The sequence below is a fragment of the Streptomyces sp. NPDC030838 genome (assembly GCF_055572035.1).
The window spans coordinates 110,272-123,994 of record NZ_JBVIED010000013.1 but is presented as its reverse complement, the minus strand read 5'-3'; the positions used below and the strand labels follow the sequence as shown (position 1 = coordinate 123,994).

The 13,723-nt window shown below is 69.3% G+C and carries 11 protein-coding genes and 2 pseudogenes; 10 read left to right on the top strand and 3 right to left on the bottom strand.

What is annotated here, in order from left to right; translation table 11 throughout:
- Nucleotides 1-309: 309 nt before the first annotated feature.
- Entirely contained in the window at nt 310-1,773 is a 1,464-nt protein-coding gene (locus ACZ42A_RS28850; protein ID WP_468530207.1) for an MFS transporter, read from the bottom strand.
- Nucleotides 1,774-2,190: 417 nt separating this feature from the next.
- On the opposite strand from ACZ42A_RS28850, the gene ACZ42A_RS28845 reads away from it, so the two are divergent.
- The gene (locus ACZ42A_RS28845) at nt 2,191-2,631 is read left to right on the top strand and encodes a hypothetical protein (protein WP_468530206.1); all 441 of its coding nucleotides are present in this window, start codon (nt 2,191-2,193) and stop codon (nt 2,629-2,631) included.
- A 147-nt stretch (nt 2,632-2,778) separates the two neighbouring features.
- On the opposite strand, the gene ACZ42A_RS28840 is transcribed toward ACZ42A_RS28845, so the two are convergent.
- Nucleotides 2,779-3,645 carry an endonuclease/exonuclease/phosphatase family protein gene (locus ACZ42A_RS28840; protein WP_468530205.1) on the bottom strand — a complete coding sequence of 289 codons (867 nt, stop codon included), beginning with the start codon at nt 3,643-3,645 and terminating at the stop codon, nt 2,779-2,781.
- Between the two features lie 51 nt (nt 3,646-3,696).
- Here ACZ42A_RS28840 and ACZ42A_RS28835 point away from each other — a divergent pair, with 51 nt between their 5' ends.
- The 7 genes from ACZ42A_RS28835 to ACZ42A_RS28805 all read left to right on the top strand — a co-directional run bounded on the left by ACZ42A_RS28835 (nt 3,697) and on the right by ACZ42A_RS28805 (nt 12,062).
- Nucleotides 3,697-4,059: a hypothetical protein gene (locus tag ACZ42A_RS28835; protein ID WP_468530204.1), complete on the top strand. Its 363-nt coding sequence runs from the start codon at nt 3,697-3,699 to the stop codon at nt 4,057-4,059.
- 239 nt (nt 4,060-4,298) lie between these two features.
- Nucleotides 4,299-5,360 (top strand): LacI family DNA-binding transcriptional regulator, encoded by a 1,062-nt coding sequence (locus tag ACZ42A_RS28830; RefSeq protein WP_468530203.1) that lies wholly within the window; start codon nt 4,299-4,301, stop codon nt 5,358-5,360.
- Nucleotides 5,361-5,484: 124 nt separating this feature from the next.
- A complete protein-coding gene (locus ACZ42A_RS28825; protein ID WP_468530202.1) occupies nt 5,485-6,819 on the top strand; it encodes an extracellular solute-binding protein in 1,335 nt (444 codons plus the stop codon).
- Between the two features lie 5 nt (nt 6,820-6,824).
- Nucleotides 6,825-7,814 (top strand): carbohydrate ABC transporter permease, encoded by a 990-nt coding sequence (locus ACZ42A_RS28820; RefSeq protein WP_468530201.1) that lies wholly within the window; start codon nt 6,825-6,827, stop codon nt 7,812-7,814.
- Nucleotides 7,811-8,647: a carbohydrate ABC transporter permease gene (locus ACZ42A_RS28815; protein WP_468530200.1), complete on the top strand. Its 837-nt coding sequence runs from the start codon at nt 7,811-7,813 to the stop codon at nt 8,645-8,647. The genes ACZ42A_RS28820 and ACZ42A_RS28815 overlap by 4 nt, the downstream gene beginning before the upstream one ends.
- Before the next feature lie 48 nt (nt 8,648-8,695).
- On the top strand, nt 8,696-10,918 hold the full coding sequence (locus ACZ42A_RS28810; RefSeq protein ID WP_468530199.1) for a glycoside hydrolase family 3 N-terminal domain-containing protein: 2,223 nt from the start codon (nt 8,696-8,698) through the stop codon (nt 10,916-10,918).
- Nucleotides 10,919-10,982: 64 nt separating this feature from the next.
- On the top strand, nt 10,983-12,062 hold the full coding sequence (locus ACZ42A_RS28805) for an endo-1,4-beta-xylanase (protein ID WP_468530198.1): 1,080 nt from the start codon (nt 10,983-10,985) through the stop codon (nt 12,060-12,062).
- On the opposite strand, the pseudogene ACZ42A_RS28800 reads toward ACZ42A_RS28805, so the two are convergent.
- Nucleotides 12,043-12,348: pseudogene (locus ACZ42A_RS28800) on the bottom strand (helix-turn-helix domain-containing protein); the annotation flags it as partial. The gene ACZ42A_RS28805 and the pseudogene ACZ42A_RS28800 sit on opposite strands and share 20 nt — an antisense overlap.
- Before the next feature lie 46 nt (nt 12,349-12,394).
- Between ACZ42A_RS28800 and ACZ42A_RS28795 the strand changes: the two are divergent.
- Both ACZ42A_RS28795 and ACZ42A_RS28790 read left to right on the top strand, forming a co-directional pair.
- Nucleotides 12,395-13,279: a fructosamine kinase family protein gene (locus ACZ42A_RS28795; RefSeq protein ID WP_468530197.1), complete on the top strand. Its 885-nt coding sequence runs from the start codon at nt 12,395-12,397 to the stop codon at nt 13,277-13,279.
- A gap of 54 nt (nt 13,280-13,333) precedes the next feature.
- Nucleotides 13,334-13,496: pseudogene (locus ACZ42A_RS28790) on the top strand (transposase); the annotation flags it as partial.
- Nucleotides 13,497-13,723 lie beyond the last annotated feature (227 nt).

Sequence of the window (13,723 nt, the reverse complement as noted above, 5' to 3'; positions counted from 1 at the left end):
CGTGTCAGAAGACGGGGAACTGATCGAGATGCCGACGGCGGGGGGCCGGACCGCCCGACCCGGTCGTGATGCGCGCCCGCGCCCACGCAAGAAGTACTGGCACCGCCCGACCGGATGGCCTGTTTCCGTATGGCCTCGGCGCGGCGAGCAGTCGCGTCGCTGCGCAAGCGCGGCATCCGCCACGGCACCGCCCGCACAGGCATCGAGTCCGCCGAACGGCTGGAACGCAACGCCGAGCACTTCCTCGCCATCGTCGGCATGGCCGCAGCCCTCATGGTTGCCGCCGACTCACCCACTGAAACGACGTCTTCAACAGCGACGCCACTGGCGGGGTACGGGAGCTGGCTCCGGCGCTGGTGGTGTCGGGCACCGGGTCACAGCGACGAGAAACATGGCGACGATCCCGCCGGCCACCACGAACAGTGTCGTGCTGATTCCGTCTGCCGTCGCGATGCGCAGGCGTTCGCCGGTGAGGTCGTCGAGGCCGGCGGTCGCCACGAGGACGAGGATGGCGAGGCCGACTGCGGCACCGACGCCGGAGGCGGTGGATGCGATACCCGAGGCGATGCCTTGTTCTCGGTCTGCCACTCCGGTCGCGGCGGCGATGAACATGGTGGTGAACACCACGCCGTCACCGATGCCGAGCGCGACGAGTCCTGGGACCAGTTCGGCGTACGAGCCGTCCGGCGAGATAGCAACGCCGAGCAGCACAGCGCCGAGCGCCCCGACGGCGAGAGCAGCCACCAGCGTGCGCTTCAGCCCGTAGCGAGTCACGAACTGGCCGGCCGTCGTCGAGCCTGCCACCACGACCGCTGTGGGGATCAGGAACCCGGCGCCGGTTTGCAGGGCGTCGTAGCCGAGGATCTGTTGAAAGTAGATCGACAGGAAGTAGAGCACAGAGCCGAAGGTCGCCATGAACATGAAGGCGATGACGACGCCGGTGATGAGGTTCGGGTTCGACAGCAGCCGAGGGGGCATGAGCGGGTCAGGGCTGCGCCGCTCGATTACCGCGAATGCTCCGATCAGCAGCAGGCCGACCGCGGCGCTGATCAGAATGCCCGGCGAGAGCCAGCCCAGGTCGGGTCCTCGCACCAGCGCGAACAGGATCAAGGTGACACCCAGAGTGACGCTCAGCGCGCCAGGCAGATCGAACGTGCGGCCCTTCTCACGTTCACCGTCGGGCGGGATCAGCAGGAATGCGAGCAGCAAGGCCGGACCCGCCAGCGCCACATTGACCAAGAAGACAGCTTCCCAGCCGAAAGCCTGGGTCAGCACTCCGCCGAGCAGTACGCCGATCACCAGGCCGGCCGCACCTGCACCGCCCCAGATGCCCAGAGCGCGGTTGCGTGCCTGCCCCTCGGAGAACGTGGTGTTGATGAGTGCCAGCGTGGTGGGGAAGACCAAGGCTCCACCGAGTCCTTGAACCGCGCGTGCGGCGAGCAACATGCCCGGCCCGGTGGCGAGTCCGCCCGCCAGTGCCGCTCCGGCATACAGCGCAAGTCCGGTCGCCAGGATCCTGCGCCGCCCGAGCAGGTCCGCGGCGCGACCGCCGAACAGCAGGAAGCCGGCTGAGGCCACCGCGTAAGCGCTGATCACCGACTGAAGTGTTTGCGCTGAGTAGCCCAGATCGCGTGCGATGTCAGGCAGCGCCACCACGACGATGTACTGGTCCAGCGAGACGATCAGCATGGCGAACGACAGCAGCGCCAGTGTCGCGGTCTCTCGGTTCCAGCCGAGACTGCCGGGCGCTGATGAGGCATCCGTAGATCGCAAGGCAGCACTCCTGGTCGACCGGGCAAGCCGTCCCTACCCCGGCTAAGACCTTAAGACCGTGATCCCCAACCGGAGCTACAACACCCCGCCAGACGAGACGGCGTCCACCGACCTTGGATGCGTGATGTCGTGTCGTGACAGAGGCCGTGGGCGGAGCCAGGGTCACCCAGCCGGGCGTGATCGGTGGCGCGGCGCACAGCGCGGTGTTTGGCTGAGGTTTCCAGGGGCTGACGGGTCCCCTGTGAGGGCGTATGGGCGCAACATCGTGGTGGTAGGCGTCGGTGATCACGAGCCGAGCCAGTCGAGGAAGGCGCGGGGTGCCGCCGGGGGTCGGTGCCGCGAGATGTCCGGCGGGCACAGAACTCGGACCGGGCCCTCCTGGCCGTGATCACCGCCCGAAACCGAAAGGGATGAACCATGGATACCCCTACCCTCGAGCAGCTGAAGGCTGAGTACCGCAAGAGCGGTGCCAGGACGGGCATCAGGCTTGACGATGACGAGATGCGGGAGGTCATCTCACTGCTCCCACACCAGGGACCTGTGGTCGAAACTCCCGCCACGGAACTCCGCTACATCGAGGGTCTGCTGAGGCTTCCGCTTGATTCCATCGGCGCATTCTCGGTCATCCCCGCCTCCGGCCGGCCACGCTGTCCGTGCGGTCGCACACCGACCGCGCTGGACATCGTCGCCTACGCCGTCGACCACAGGGTGCACGACGAACAGCTCCTGCGCGACACCGTGATCGGCGTGTACAACGTATTCGAGTTCGCCGACGAGGGACGCACGGCGCCGTGCCACCGGTGCGGACGGGACTTCACGGCCAGGAGCTACTGGACCAACAGCTACCTGTATGCCTGACGCGGCCTGGCGGTGGTGGGGCACCCGCAGGGCAGCCATGAGAGAGGACTCCGTCGTCGTCGGGCATGACAGCAGTGCACAGAGGCATCTGTTCGCCCGCATATACCGACAGGAGTGCGGCAGCGCGGGCACTGGATATCCGGGCTGTCAGTTCCGGGAACTCGTCCTCGTCGGCGATGGTGCATCCAGGTCGGTGTGCAGCGGGTGGTGGTCCGAGTGCGGCGTCGGAGAAACCCGGTGCTCGAGCGAGCTGATACCTCGCAGGAAAATGTAGTCGAACTTGCTCTGCCAGTCGGTGGTCGGCTCGCACTTGCCGGTGGACGAGGGACGGCACTGGGGATCTGCGTCCGCGGCCAATGCCCACATCCCGGCGAGTTCGGCGGCGTCCGGCACAGCGTTGAAGTCGCCGAGAACGATCGCGCGGTCGTGCCGGGCGACGTCTGTGGCGAGTACGCGGGCCTGGTCTGCTCGGACTGCCTCTTGACGCCGTTCGGCGAGGTGCGTGTTGAAGACCCGGACGGGCTGGCCGCCCACTGTGGTGGTGACTGCCATGTACCCACGGTCTTCTGAACCGCCGTCGGGATATTCCACGTTGACGGGGTCCGTCATCGGTGCCGCCGAGAGAACCGCCTGGCCGTAGGCCCCCGGACTCCATGGCGCTCCACCGCAACGGCCCCAATTCCGAAGAACCGTTCCGTACTCGACGTGGTAATCCAGCCCGTGAAAGATCTCCAGATAGTCCCGGATCGCCTCGACGTCACGCACGCACGCTTCTTGGAGACCGACGACCTGGGGCGCATACGTGGCGATCTCCGCTGCCCGGTCCACGTTGCTCTGCTCGCAGGGGTTGCAGATGTTCCACGTCATGACCCGGTTCGGTACGACATCCCTTATGGCTTCGACGGGCCGTGACCCGGCGAAGGGGCCATCGCTTGGTGCACTGCGCCCGACGAGCACCATGCAGGCCACGATCAAGGTGCCCGCGAGCACACGCGTCCCTCTGCCGAGCACCATCGCCTCCTGAAGTGGATCCCCATGGCATCTGACGTCCCCATGCAAGAGGTTATGGGACGCAGTTGCCGGCAACACCTCCCGCACCCGGTCGCCGCGCTGCAGACCGAGCACTCCCTGTGGACGCGCGACCCGGAGGCCGAGCTGCTGCTGCGCGAACCCGGCATCGGCTTCGTGGTGCCCTACTCGCCGCTCGGCCACGGCTTCATGGGCGAGAACCTCCGGCTCAACCTGCGCATCGTCGACGACTGGCTGACCACCAGCGAGCCGGAAGCGCCCTCATCGGTGCGGAACAACACCCCTGCCAGGTCCTCGGTGGCGCTGCGCACCCGGCCGCCGTCGGGAGTGTCCCGTTCCGGGATCGCGGTGGCGGTGAGGCGCGATCGAAGCACCGCTGTCCTCACCGAACGGCCGTGAGTTGCAGGCCCCGCTCAACCGATGTCCGCCGGGGAAGTGTGAGCGGGATAGCCGACCTGGAAGCGGCGTACCCATAGTGGTCAGCGGCGCCTTGAACGCTCACGCGGCGTTACGGACTGCATGGGTATGTTCGAGGGGTCGGACAAAAGCGTGGGGCGACAGGCGGGCGGCCGACGGCATGTCCTACGGTTTCCGGAAGGTGCCCGGAGTTTTCCGGGCGTGCAGCCAGGGAGGTGGGGATGATGGCCGGGGAAGGCGCTCAGCGCAAGACAGGCACGCGGAGCCCGGAGGGGGCCCCGAAGGTGACGATCACCGAGATCGCGCGGGAGGCCGGGGTGTCCGTGCCGACCGTCTCACGGGTCGTCAACGGGCGCTCGGACGTTTCGCCCGCCACCCGTGCCCGGGTCGAGGACCTGCTGCACCGGCACGGCTACCGTCGCCGCCCGGCCGCGTCCGGCACCCGGGCGGTCCTGCTCGACCTCGTCTTCAACGATCTGGACAGCCCCTGGGCCGTCGAGATCATCAGGGGCGTCGAGGAGGTCGTGCACGAGGCCGGCGTGGGCGCGGTGGTCTCCGCCATCCACGACCGGGCGGGGTCCGCGCGGCAGTGGATGACCAATCTGCGGGCCCGCCCGTCCGATGGCGTGATCCTCGTGACCTCGGTGCTCGAGCCGGGCATCCACGACGAACTGCGCCGACTGGGTGTGCCGTTGGTGGTGATCGACCCGGCCGGTTCGCCGGCCACCGAGGCGCCGACCGTGGGCGCCACCAACTGGACGGGCGGGATGGCCGCGACCGAGCATCTGCTCCAGCTCGGACACCGCAGGATCGGGTTCATCGAGGGACCGCCCAGGCTGCTGTGCTCGCGCGCCCGGCTCGACGGCTACCGCGCGGCGCTCGACGTGGCCGGAGTGGCGGTCGACAACGCCCTGACCGTGCCCGGTGACTTCTACCACGAGTCCGGATTCATCGGCGCGGGACAGCTCTTGGACCTCGATGAACCGCCGACCGCGATCTTCGCGGCGAGCGACCAGATGGCACTCGGAGCGATCGAGGCGTTGCGGCGGCGCGGGCTTCGGGTGCCGGAGGACATGAGCATCGTCGGCTTCGACGACCTGCCTGAGGTGCGCTGGTGCGCGCCTCCGCTGACGACCGTTCGCCAACCCCTGTCCGACATGGGCAAGTTGGCCGCCAGGATGCTCCTCGACCTCGCGCGTGGCGTCGAGCCGGCCTCGCCGCGAGTGGAGCTGGCGACCGAGCTGGTGGTCCGCGCGAGCACCGCACCGCCACGCCGCGCATAGCGGAAGATACCGCTCCGGGGGTGTCAACGACCTTTTTTGTCAAGGCCGTTGACACCCCTCTTGCATGCCCGTAACTTCCATGGCCATCTCGCATAGTTATCGGAAATTTTCCGGAAGGTGTGCCATGTCAGCCTCCGCTCGAGCCGTCACTTCCGTCTTCGGCGCCTCGTCCTCCTCCTTGTCCCGCCGCCGGTTCCTGGGGACCGTCTCGGCGGCGGGCCTGGGGGCGGCCGGCCTGTCCGCCTGTTCGGACTCGGGGTCCTCCAGCACCGACAGCCAGGGTCGGACCATCGTGGAATGGTGGAATATCCAGACCACGGAGCCGTCGAAGAGTGTCTGGCCCGAGCGGGCGAAGGCGTTCGAGGCCGCGCACCCCGATGTGCGCATCAAGCTCGTGACGATGGAGAACGATGCCTACAAGTCGAAGATGACGGCGCTGACCAGTTCCGGAAAGTTGCCGGACATCTACCACACGTGGGGCGGCGGCGTTCTCAAGCAGCAGATCGACGCAGGCCTGGTGGAGGACCTCACGTCCTCCATCAGCTCCGTGATCGACACCCTCGTGCCGGCGTCGGTCAAGGCGTACCAGTTCGACGGGAAGACGTACGCCATGCCCTTCGACATCGGCGCCGTCGGGTTCTGGTACAACAAGGCCCTGTTCGCCGAGGCCGGGATCCAGGCACCGCCCGCCACCTGGGCCGACTACCTCGACACGGTCAAGAAGCTGAAGAGCGCCGGAATCACCCCCATCGCCCTCGCGGGCAAGGAGAAGTGGCCCGGCATGTACTACTGGGCGTACCTGGCCATGCGGATCGCCGGGATCGACGGCATGCAGGCGGCCGCCGACGCCAAGGACTTCACCGGCGACGACTTCGTCAAGGCGGGCGAGCACCTCAAGGAACTCGTCGCGCTCCAGCCGTTCCAGAAGGGCTTCCTCGGCGCCGCGTACTCCACGCCCACCGGCGAGGCGGCCGCGATGGGCAACGGCAAGGCGGCGATGGAGCTGATGGGCCAGTGGGCGCCCGTCGTCCAGGCCGACGCGGGCAAGGGCATCGGCAAGGACCTCGGGTTCTTCCCGTTCCCCGCCGTCGCCGGAGGCAAGGGCGCGCAGACCGACGTGTTCGGTGGAGGCGGCGGCTACGCGGTGCGCAAGGGCGCGCCCAAGGCCGCCGTGGACTTCCTGAAGTTCTTCATGTCGGCCGAGTCCGACCGCATTCTCGTGTCGAAGGGCTCGATGATGCCCGTCGTCGAGGACGCCACGAGCGCCCTGACCGATCCCAACCTCAAGCTCGTCTCCGACGCCCTCGGCAAGGCGACCGGCTTCCAGCTCTACCTCGACCAGGCGTACCCGCCCGCCGTCGGCCAGGAGATCAACGACTCGGTGGCCGCCCTGATCGCCGGATCCAAGTCGCCCGAACAGGTGGCCCGTTCGGTCACCCAGGTCGCGAAGAGCCAGTGACCGCCATGGCCTCCACGTACGTGAAGGACCCCGCGGCCGCCCCCGCTCCACCGAAGCAGCCGGACGCCGGGGCGGCGCGGTCGCGGGCCCGGCGGATCGTCGACTGGCTGACCGCCATCACCTTCACCCTGCCCGCCCTGCTCCTGTTCGGCGTGCTGGTGCTCGCCCCGATCCTGTACGCCCTGTACGTCAGCCTGTTCAACTGGGGCGGCTTCGGCTCCCCTTCGGACTACGTCGGTCTCGACAACTACGGCCGACTCCTGCGCGATCCGGTCTTCCTGGGCGACCTGTGGCGCGGGCTGCTGCTCGTGCTGTTCTCGGTGGGCGTGCAGCTGCCGTTCGCGCTCGGCATGGCCGTGCTGCTCAACCAGAAGCTGCGCGGCCGGGCCCTGTACCGGACCTTGTTCTTCGCCCCGTACGTCCTGTCCGAGGTCATCACCGGCGTCCTGTTCTCGATGATCTTCGCGCCGGAGGACGGGCTCGCCGACAACGTGCTCGGCTCGGTCGGCCTCGACGGCCTGGGCGGACTGTGGTTCGCCGACCAGGACCACGTACTGCCGACCCTGTTCCTCGTCATGACATGGAAGTACTTCGGCTTCCACATGATGCTGTACCTGGCCGGACTGCAGGGCATTCCCGCCGAATTGCACGAGGCGGCCCGCATCGACGGCGCGGGCCCCTGGCAGCGCTTCCGCCACATCACCCTGCCGTTGCTCGGACCGACGATCCGCATCAGCGTGTTCCTCTCCGTGATCGGCGCCATCCAGCTCTTCGACCTGGTGTGGGTGGTCACGCAGGGTGGCCCCGACCACCACTCCGAGACCATGGCCGTGACCATGTTCCAGTACGGCTTCAAGCGTTTCGAGATCGGCTACGCCAGCGCGATCAGCATCGGCATGTTTCTCATCAGCCTCGTCTTCGCCCTCGTCTACCAGCGCTCCGTGCTGCGTCGCGACACCGAAGGAGCCCTCACCACCATGCGAGCCTCCCGATGAGCGCGGGCACGCGCACAAGGCTGCGCTCCGCACCGCTGTACGTGATCGTGTGGCTGGTCGGCGTCGTCATGGTCACGCCGCTGCTGTACGCGTTCGTGTCCGGGTTCAAGTCCACCGATCAGCTCTCCCGCAACACCTTCGGCCTGCCCTCGCCGTGGGTGACGTCCAACTACACCGATGTGCTCGCCTCCGGCTCGTTCTGGCGCATGCTGGGCTCGTCCACGCTGATCGCGGTCGGCACGGCCGTACTGACCGTGGGCACCGCGGCCCTCGCCGCCTTCGCGCTGGCCCGATTCGCCTTCCGCGGCCGGGAGTTGCTCTTCACCCTGTTCACGGCGGGGCTGATGTTCCCGTTCGCCGTGGCGATCCTGCCGCTGTTCGTCCTGTTGCGCACCTTCGGGCTGCTCGACAACCCATGGGGCGTGATCCTGCCGCAGGCGGCGTTCGGCCTGCCCATGACCATCGTCATCCTGCGCGGCTTCTTCCGGGAGATCCCCGGAGAGCTCGAGGAGGCGGCCACCCTCGACGGCTGCTCGGCGTTCGGCTTCTTCTGGCGGATCCTGCTGCCCATGGCGCGGCCCGCCCTCGGCACCGTGTCGATCCTCGCCATCGTCGGAAGCTGGAACAACTTCCTTCTTCCGCTGCTGGTGTTCAGTGAACAGACCTGGTGGACGATCCCCATCGGCGTCCAGCAGTTCCAGGGCCAGTACGCCACCGACATCGCCCGCGTCTTCGCCTATCTCGTCCTCGCCATGGTGCCGGCCCTCGCCTTCTACGCCGTCGCCGAACGGCAGTTGATCGGCGGCATCACGATGGGCGCCACCAAGGGCTGAGTCCCCGCGCAGGCCAACCCCGTACCAGCACCACACCTGAGGAGTTCCATGGTCGAGTCATGGCAGGACACCACCCTGCCCGCCCACGTCCGGGCGGCGGACCTGCTTGCCCGGATGACCACCGAGGAGAAGACCGCCCAGCTGTCCAGCGTCTGGATCGGTGCCGACACCGAGGGGGCCGACGTCGCACCGGGCCAGCACACCTACGCGGCCCGCAGCGCCGCCCTCGACGCGCTCCTTCCCTACGGCCTGGGCCAGCTCACCCGGCCCTTCGGCACCGTTCCCGTCGACCCCGCCGAGGGCGCCGCCCGCCTCGCCGGACTGCAACGCCTGATCCGCGACGGCAACCGGTTCGCGCTGCCCGCGATCGCCCACGACGAGTGCCTGACCGGGTTCACCGCCTGGCAGGCCACCGTCTTCCCCACGCCGCTCGCCTGGGGCGCCACCTTCGACCCCGAGCTGATCACCGAGATGGCCCGGTCGATCGGTACGTCGATGCGCGCCGTCGGCGTTCACCAGGGCCTCGCCCCGGTCCTGGACGTCGTACGGGATCCGCGGTGGGGCCGCACCGAGGAGTGCATCGGCGAGGACCCGTACCTCGTCGGCACCATCGGCACCGCCTACGTGCGGGGCCTCGAGACCGCCGGGATCGTCGCCACGCTCAAGCACTTCGCCGGGTACTCGGCCTCGCGCGCCGCCCGTAACCACGCGCCCGCCTCGCTCGGCCCGCGCGAACTCGCCGACGTGATCCTGCCGCCGTTCGAGATGGCGGTGCGCGACGGCGGCGCCCGATCCGTGATGCCCGCCTACAACGACATCGACGGCCTTCCCGCCCACGCCCACACCCAGCTGCTCACCCGGCTCCTGCGCGAGGAGTGGGGGTTCACCGGCACCGTGGTCTCGGACTACTACGGCGTCTCGCTCCTTGAGGAAGCGCACCGGCTCGCCGACGGAGAGGACCAGTGCGCACGGATCGCTCTCGCGGCAGGGGTCGACGTGGAACTGCCGGCGGCCCGCTGCTTCAGCCTTGCGGACCCGCTCCCCGAGGACCTGCTCGACCGGGCCGCGCTGCGCGTCCTCACACAGAAGTGCGAACTCGGGCTGCTCGACCCCGACTGGGAGCCCGTCACGGGCGGGGAGCCCGTCGACCTCAACCCCCCGCACATGCGGGACCTGGCGCGGAAGGTCGCCGAGGAGTCGGTCGTCCTGCTCGCCAACGACTCCGGCGTGCTGCCGCTACGCGACGGCCTGCGCATCGCGCTGCTCGGCCCGCTCGCCGACGAGCAGGCCGCGATGCTGGGCTGCTACACGTTTCCCCGGCACGTGGGCGTGCACCATCCCGAACTGCCGACCGGGGTCGAGGTGCCGACGCTCGCCGAGGCGCTGCGCGCCGAACTGCCGGGCGCCGTGTTCGTCGACGATCCGGCGGCGGCCGAAGTCTGCCTGGCCGTGGTCGGGGACCGGTCGGGTCTGTTCGGGCGCGGCTCGTCGGGCGAGGGATGCGACGCGGAGGACTTGCGACTGCCCTACGGACAGGGAGAGGTGTTGGACGAGGCGCTGGCCTCCGGCGTGCCGGTTGTCATCGTCGTACTCAGCGGAAGGCCCTACGCGCTCGGCCGCTGGGCCGACCGGGCAGCCGCCGTGGTCCAGGCGTTCTTCCCCGGGCAGGAAGGCGGTGGCGCCGTCGCCGGCGTCCTGTCCGGGCGCGTGGAGCCGTCCGGACGGCTGCCGCTCGGCGTGCCGCGCACCCCCGGCGGCCAGCCCGCGCTCTACCTCGCCCCGCCGCTCGGCCGGCACGGCTTCCCCAGCACCGTGGACCCGACGCCCCTCTACCCCTTCGGGCACGGCCTGTCCTACACCACGTTCGCCTGGGACACCCCCCAGTGTGACGCCCCCGAACTGCCCACCGACGGCGAGACGACGCTGCGGCTCACCGTCCGCAATACCGGCGAGCGGCCCGGCACCGAGGTCGTCCAGCTCTACCTCCACGATCCCGTCGGCACCGTCGCCCGCCCCGAGCTCCGGCTCGTCGGCTACGTCCGCGTCACGCTCGAGGCCGGCGCGTCCGCCGAGGTCCACGCCACGTTCCCGGCCGACCTCGCCGCGTACACCGGCGCCGATGGCCGCCGCGCAGTCGAACCGGGCGCCCTGGAACTGCGCGTCGCGGCATCCAGTGAACACGTCCACCACACCGTGCCGCTCACCCTGACCGGCCCCGTACGCGAGGTCGGGCACGAGCGGCGGATGTGCTGCGAGCTTCGCGTGAAGTGACCCCACAAACCGGCTCCGCGCACAGCAACTGCACCGTACCGTTCCACAGTTGAGGAGATGCACCATGCGCACACCCGCACGCCGTTTCCGCGTCGGATCCGCCGCGCTCGCCGCGTCCGCGGCCCTGCTGCTCGGCCTCGCCGCAGCGCCCACCGCCCAGGCCGGCACCGACGGCGCGAAGGCGACGAAGACGCTGCACGAACTCGCCCGCGAGTCCGGTCGCTACTTCGGCGCCGCCGTCGACAACCCGGAGCTCGCCGACACGGAGTTCGCCGAGCTGCTCGGCACCGAGTTCGGCCAGACGACCCCTGGCAACGGCATGAAGTGGTACGCCACGGAACCCCAGCGCGGTGTCTTCGACTTCACCGCGGGCGACGAGATCGTGAACTACGCCCGCGCCAACGGCCTGAAGGTCCGCGGGCACACTCTGCTGTGGCACTCCCAGCTCCCGGACTGGCTCACCTCCGGCACCTGGACCGCCGACGAACTGCGCTCCATCCTGAAGAACCACATCACGAAGGTGGTGAAGCACTACAAGGGCAAGGTCTTCGCGTGGGACGTCGCCAACGAGATCATGAACGAGGACGGCACCTACCGCGAGAACATCTTCTACAAGACCCTCGGCCCCGGCTACATCGCCGACGCCCTGCGCTGGGCGCGCGCCGCCGACCCCAAGGTCAAGCTGTACCTCAACGACTACAACGTCGAGGCCCTCGGCCCGAAGTCCGATGCGTACTGCACCCTGATCAAGCGGCTCAAGGCGGACCGGGTCCCGATCGACGGGTTCGGCCTGCAGGGCCATCTCGCCCTGCAGTACGGGTTTCCCGGCGGCCTGAAGAAGAACCTGCAGCGCTTCGCCGACCTCGGCGTCGACGTCGCCATCACCGAACTCGACATCCGCATGATCCTTCCCACCGACGAGACCAAGCTCGCCGAACAGGCCGACTGGTACGGGCAGGTGACCGACGCTTGCCTGGCCGTACGGCGCTGTGTGGGCATCACACTGTGGGGCTACACGGACCGGCACTCGTGGATCCCCGCGGTCTTTCCCGGTGAGGGAGCGGCCCTGCCCTGGGACGAGAACCTGAGGCACAAGCCCGCCTACGACGCGATCCGCAACGCGCTCACGGCGGCCGGGTCGTAGGCGTCAGGGGCTGCTTCGCCCCGCCCGCCCGAACGTCACATGGGCCAGGTGCGTGCGTGGCAGGGCGCCGCCGCGGCCGTAGGTACGCTCGGCCTTGGCGCGGAAGTCGGGGTCGGTGACGAAGATCCAGGAGCGGTACTGCCACGGCTTGAGCCGTGAACGGGGGCGGTCGACCGGGCGCGGGCGGTCGGCCGGCCATACCCTCTTCGGTGAACCGGCCCCGCCAGGTCCGCACGGTGTCCACGTGCAGACCCGTCTCGCGGGCGATGCGCGCGTTGGAGCGGCCCCGTACTGCGTGGAGAGATCTCGACTACGGCGACAGGAGCACACCCGTGACAGGCGCGATGTCCTTCCTGCTCGAACGCCTGCACGCGGCCGGCCTGACCGACGTCGTCGCGGTCGAGCCAGCCACTGGAGGCCTCGCCGCGACCGCAGGGCTCGCGCGCCGCGGTGACGGCACGTCGGTGTTCGTCAAGGCGTTCGGCGAGCCGCCGTCGGACGACGCCTTCGCCGCGGAGGCCGAAGGGCTCACCGCGCTGCGCGAGGCGGGCGGCCTCGCCACGCCCGAGATCATCCTCGCGGACCGCGACCTGCTCGTGCTGTCCGTGCTGCAGCCCCGGCCGGCCACCGAGGCCTTCTGGGAGCAGCTCGCGCATGCGCTCGCCCACCTGCATACCACCACGCGGTACCCCCGATTCGGGTGGCACCGGGACAACTGGCTGGGCCGTCGTCGGCAGGTCAACACCTGGGATGACGACGGGTTCGAGTTCTTCGCCCAGCACCGTCTGCTGCGCTGGCTCGGCGAGCGGCGCGTCCAGGAGGCGCTTGACGCCCCGGACCGGGCGGCGCTGGAGCGGCTGTGCGACCGGCTGCCCGAGCTGCTGCCGGTCAGGCCCGCGTGCCTGACGCACGGCGACCTGTGGGCACTGAACGTCATGGCCACCCCCGACGGGCGGCCCGCGCTGATCGACCCGGCCGTGTCGTACGCGTGGGCCGAGGTCGACCTGGCCCACTTGTGGACCACGGCGCCGCCGCCCGAGGCGCATGTGTTCTTCGAGCTGTACGCCGAGCTGACCGGGCTCGACCGCGACTGGCGCGAACGGATGCCGATCCTCCAGCTACGCCAGCACCTGGCCGTGATCGCCCAGTTCGACCCCGACTGGGGCGCCGCCGACCTCGTGCGCGCCACGCTCGCCCCGTTCCGGCAGCGGCGCTGAGCGCAGGCCATAGCCTATTTGCTCGGGCTGCTGTCGAGTGTCGAGCACACCGCCTCGGCGGGAGTGCAGCGGCAGTACACCGGCACCGCGGGACGCATCGAAAACTCCCAGGTCGGCGTCTTCCTCGTCCTGGCCACCGACCCGGGGGGCGTTGATCGACCGTCGGCTCCATCTGCCGCCGCGAGGCCCGAATACCCGAGAAGGTGCAGTTCGCGCGACCAAGCCCCGTCTGGCCGGGGAGATGATCGCCGCCGCGGGGGAGGCGGACGGTGGTGAGTCAGTCGTGCCACCGGCCTGGCTATGAACCCACCCACCCCACCCTGAGAACCTCAGTGGCTGCGCTGACGTTGTCGCGTGACCTGGGCGGGGGGGGGGGGGGGGGGAGGGGGGGGAAGGGGGGGGGGGGGGGAAGGAGAGAAACGAAGAGAAAAATAAAAGAGAGAA

Bases quoted from the DNA above. Each gene is read 5' to 3' on its own strand.
- ACZ42A_RS28845 (WP_468530206.1), top strand. From the start codon at position 2,191: ATGGATACCCCTACCCTCGAGCAGCTGAAGGCTGAGTACCGCAAGAGC.
- ACZ42A_RS28840 (WP_468530205.1), bottom strand. From the start codon at position 3,645: ATGGTGCTCGGCAGAGGGACGCGTGTGCTCGCGGGCACCTTGATCGTG.
- ACZ42A_RS28835 (WP_468530204.1), top strand. From the start codon at position 3,697: ATGGGACGCAGTTGCCGGCAACACCTCCCGCACCCGGTCGCCGCGCTG.
- ACZ42A_RS28830 (WP_468530203.1), top strand. From the start codon at position 4,299: ATGATGGCCGGGGAAGGCGCTCAGCGCAAGACAGGCACGCGGAGCCCG.
- ACZ42A_RS28825 (WP_468530202.1), top strand. From the start codon at position 5,485: ATGTCAGCCTCCGCTCGAGCCGTCACTTCCGTCTTCGGCGCCTCGTCC.
- ACZ42A_RS28820 (WP_468530201.1), top strand. From the start codon at position 6,825: ATGGCCTCCACGTACGTGAAGGACCCCGCGGCCGCCCCCGCTCCACCG.
- ACZ42A_RS28815 (WP_468530200.1), top strand. From the start codon at position 7,811: ATGAGCGCGGGCACGCGCACAAGGCTGCGCTCCGCACCGCTGTACGTG.
- ACZ42A_RS28810 (WP_468530199.1), top strand. From the start codon at position 8,696: ATGGTCGAGTCATGGCAGGACACCACCCTGCCCGCCCACGTCCGGGCG.
- ACZ42A_RS28805 (WP_468530198.1), top strand. From the start codon at position 10,983: ATGCGCACACCCGCACGCCGTTTCCGCGTCGGATCCGCCGCGCTCGCC.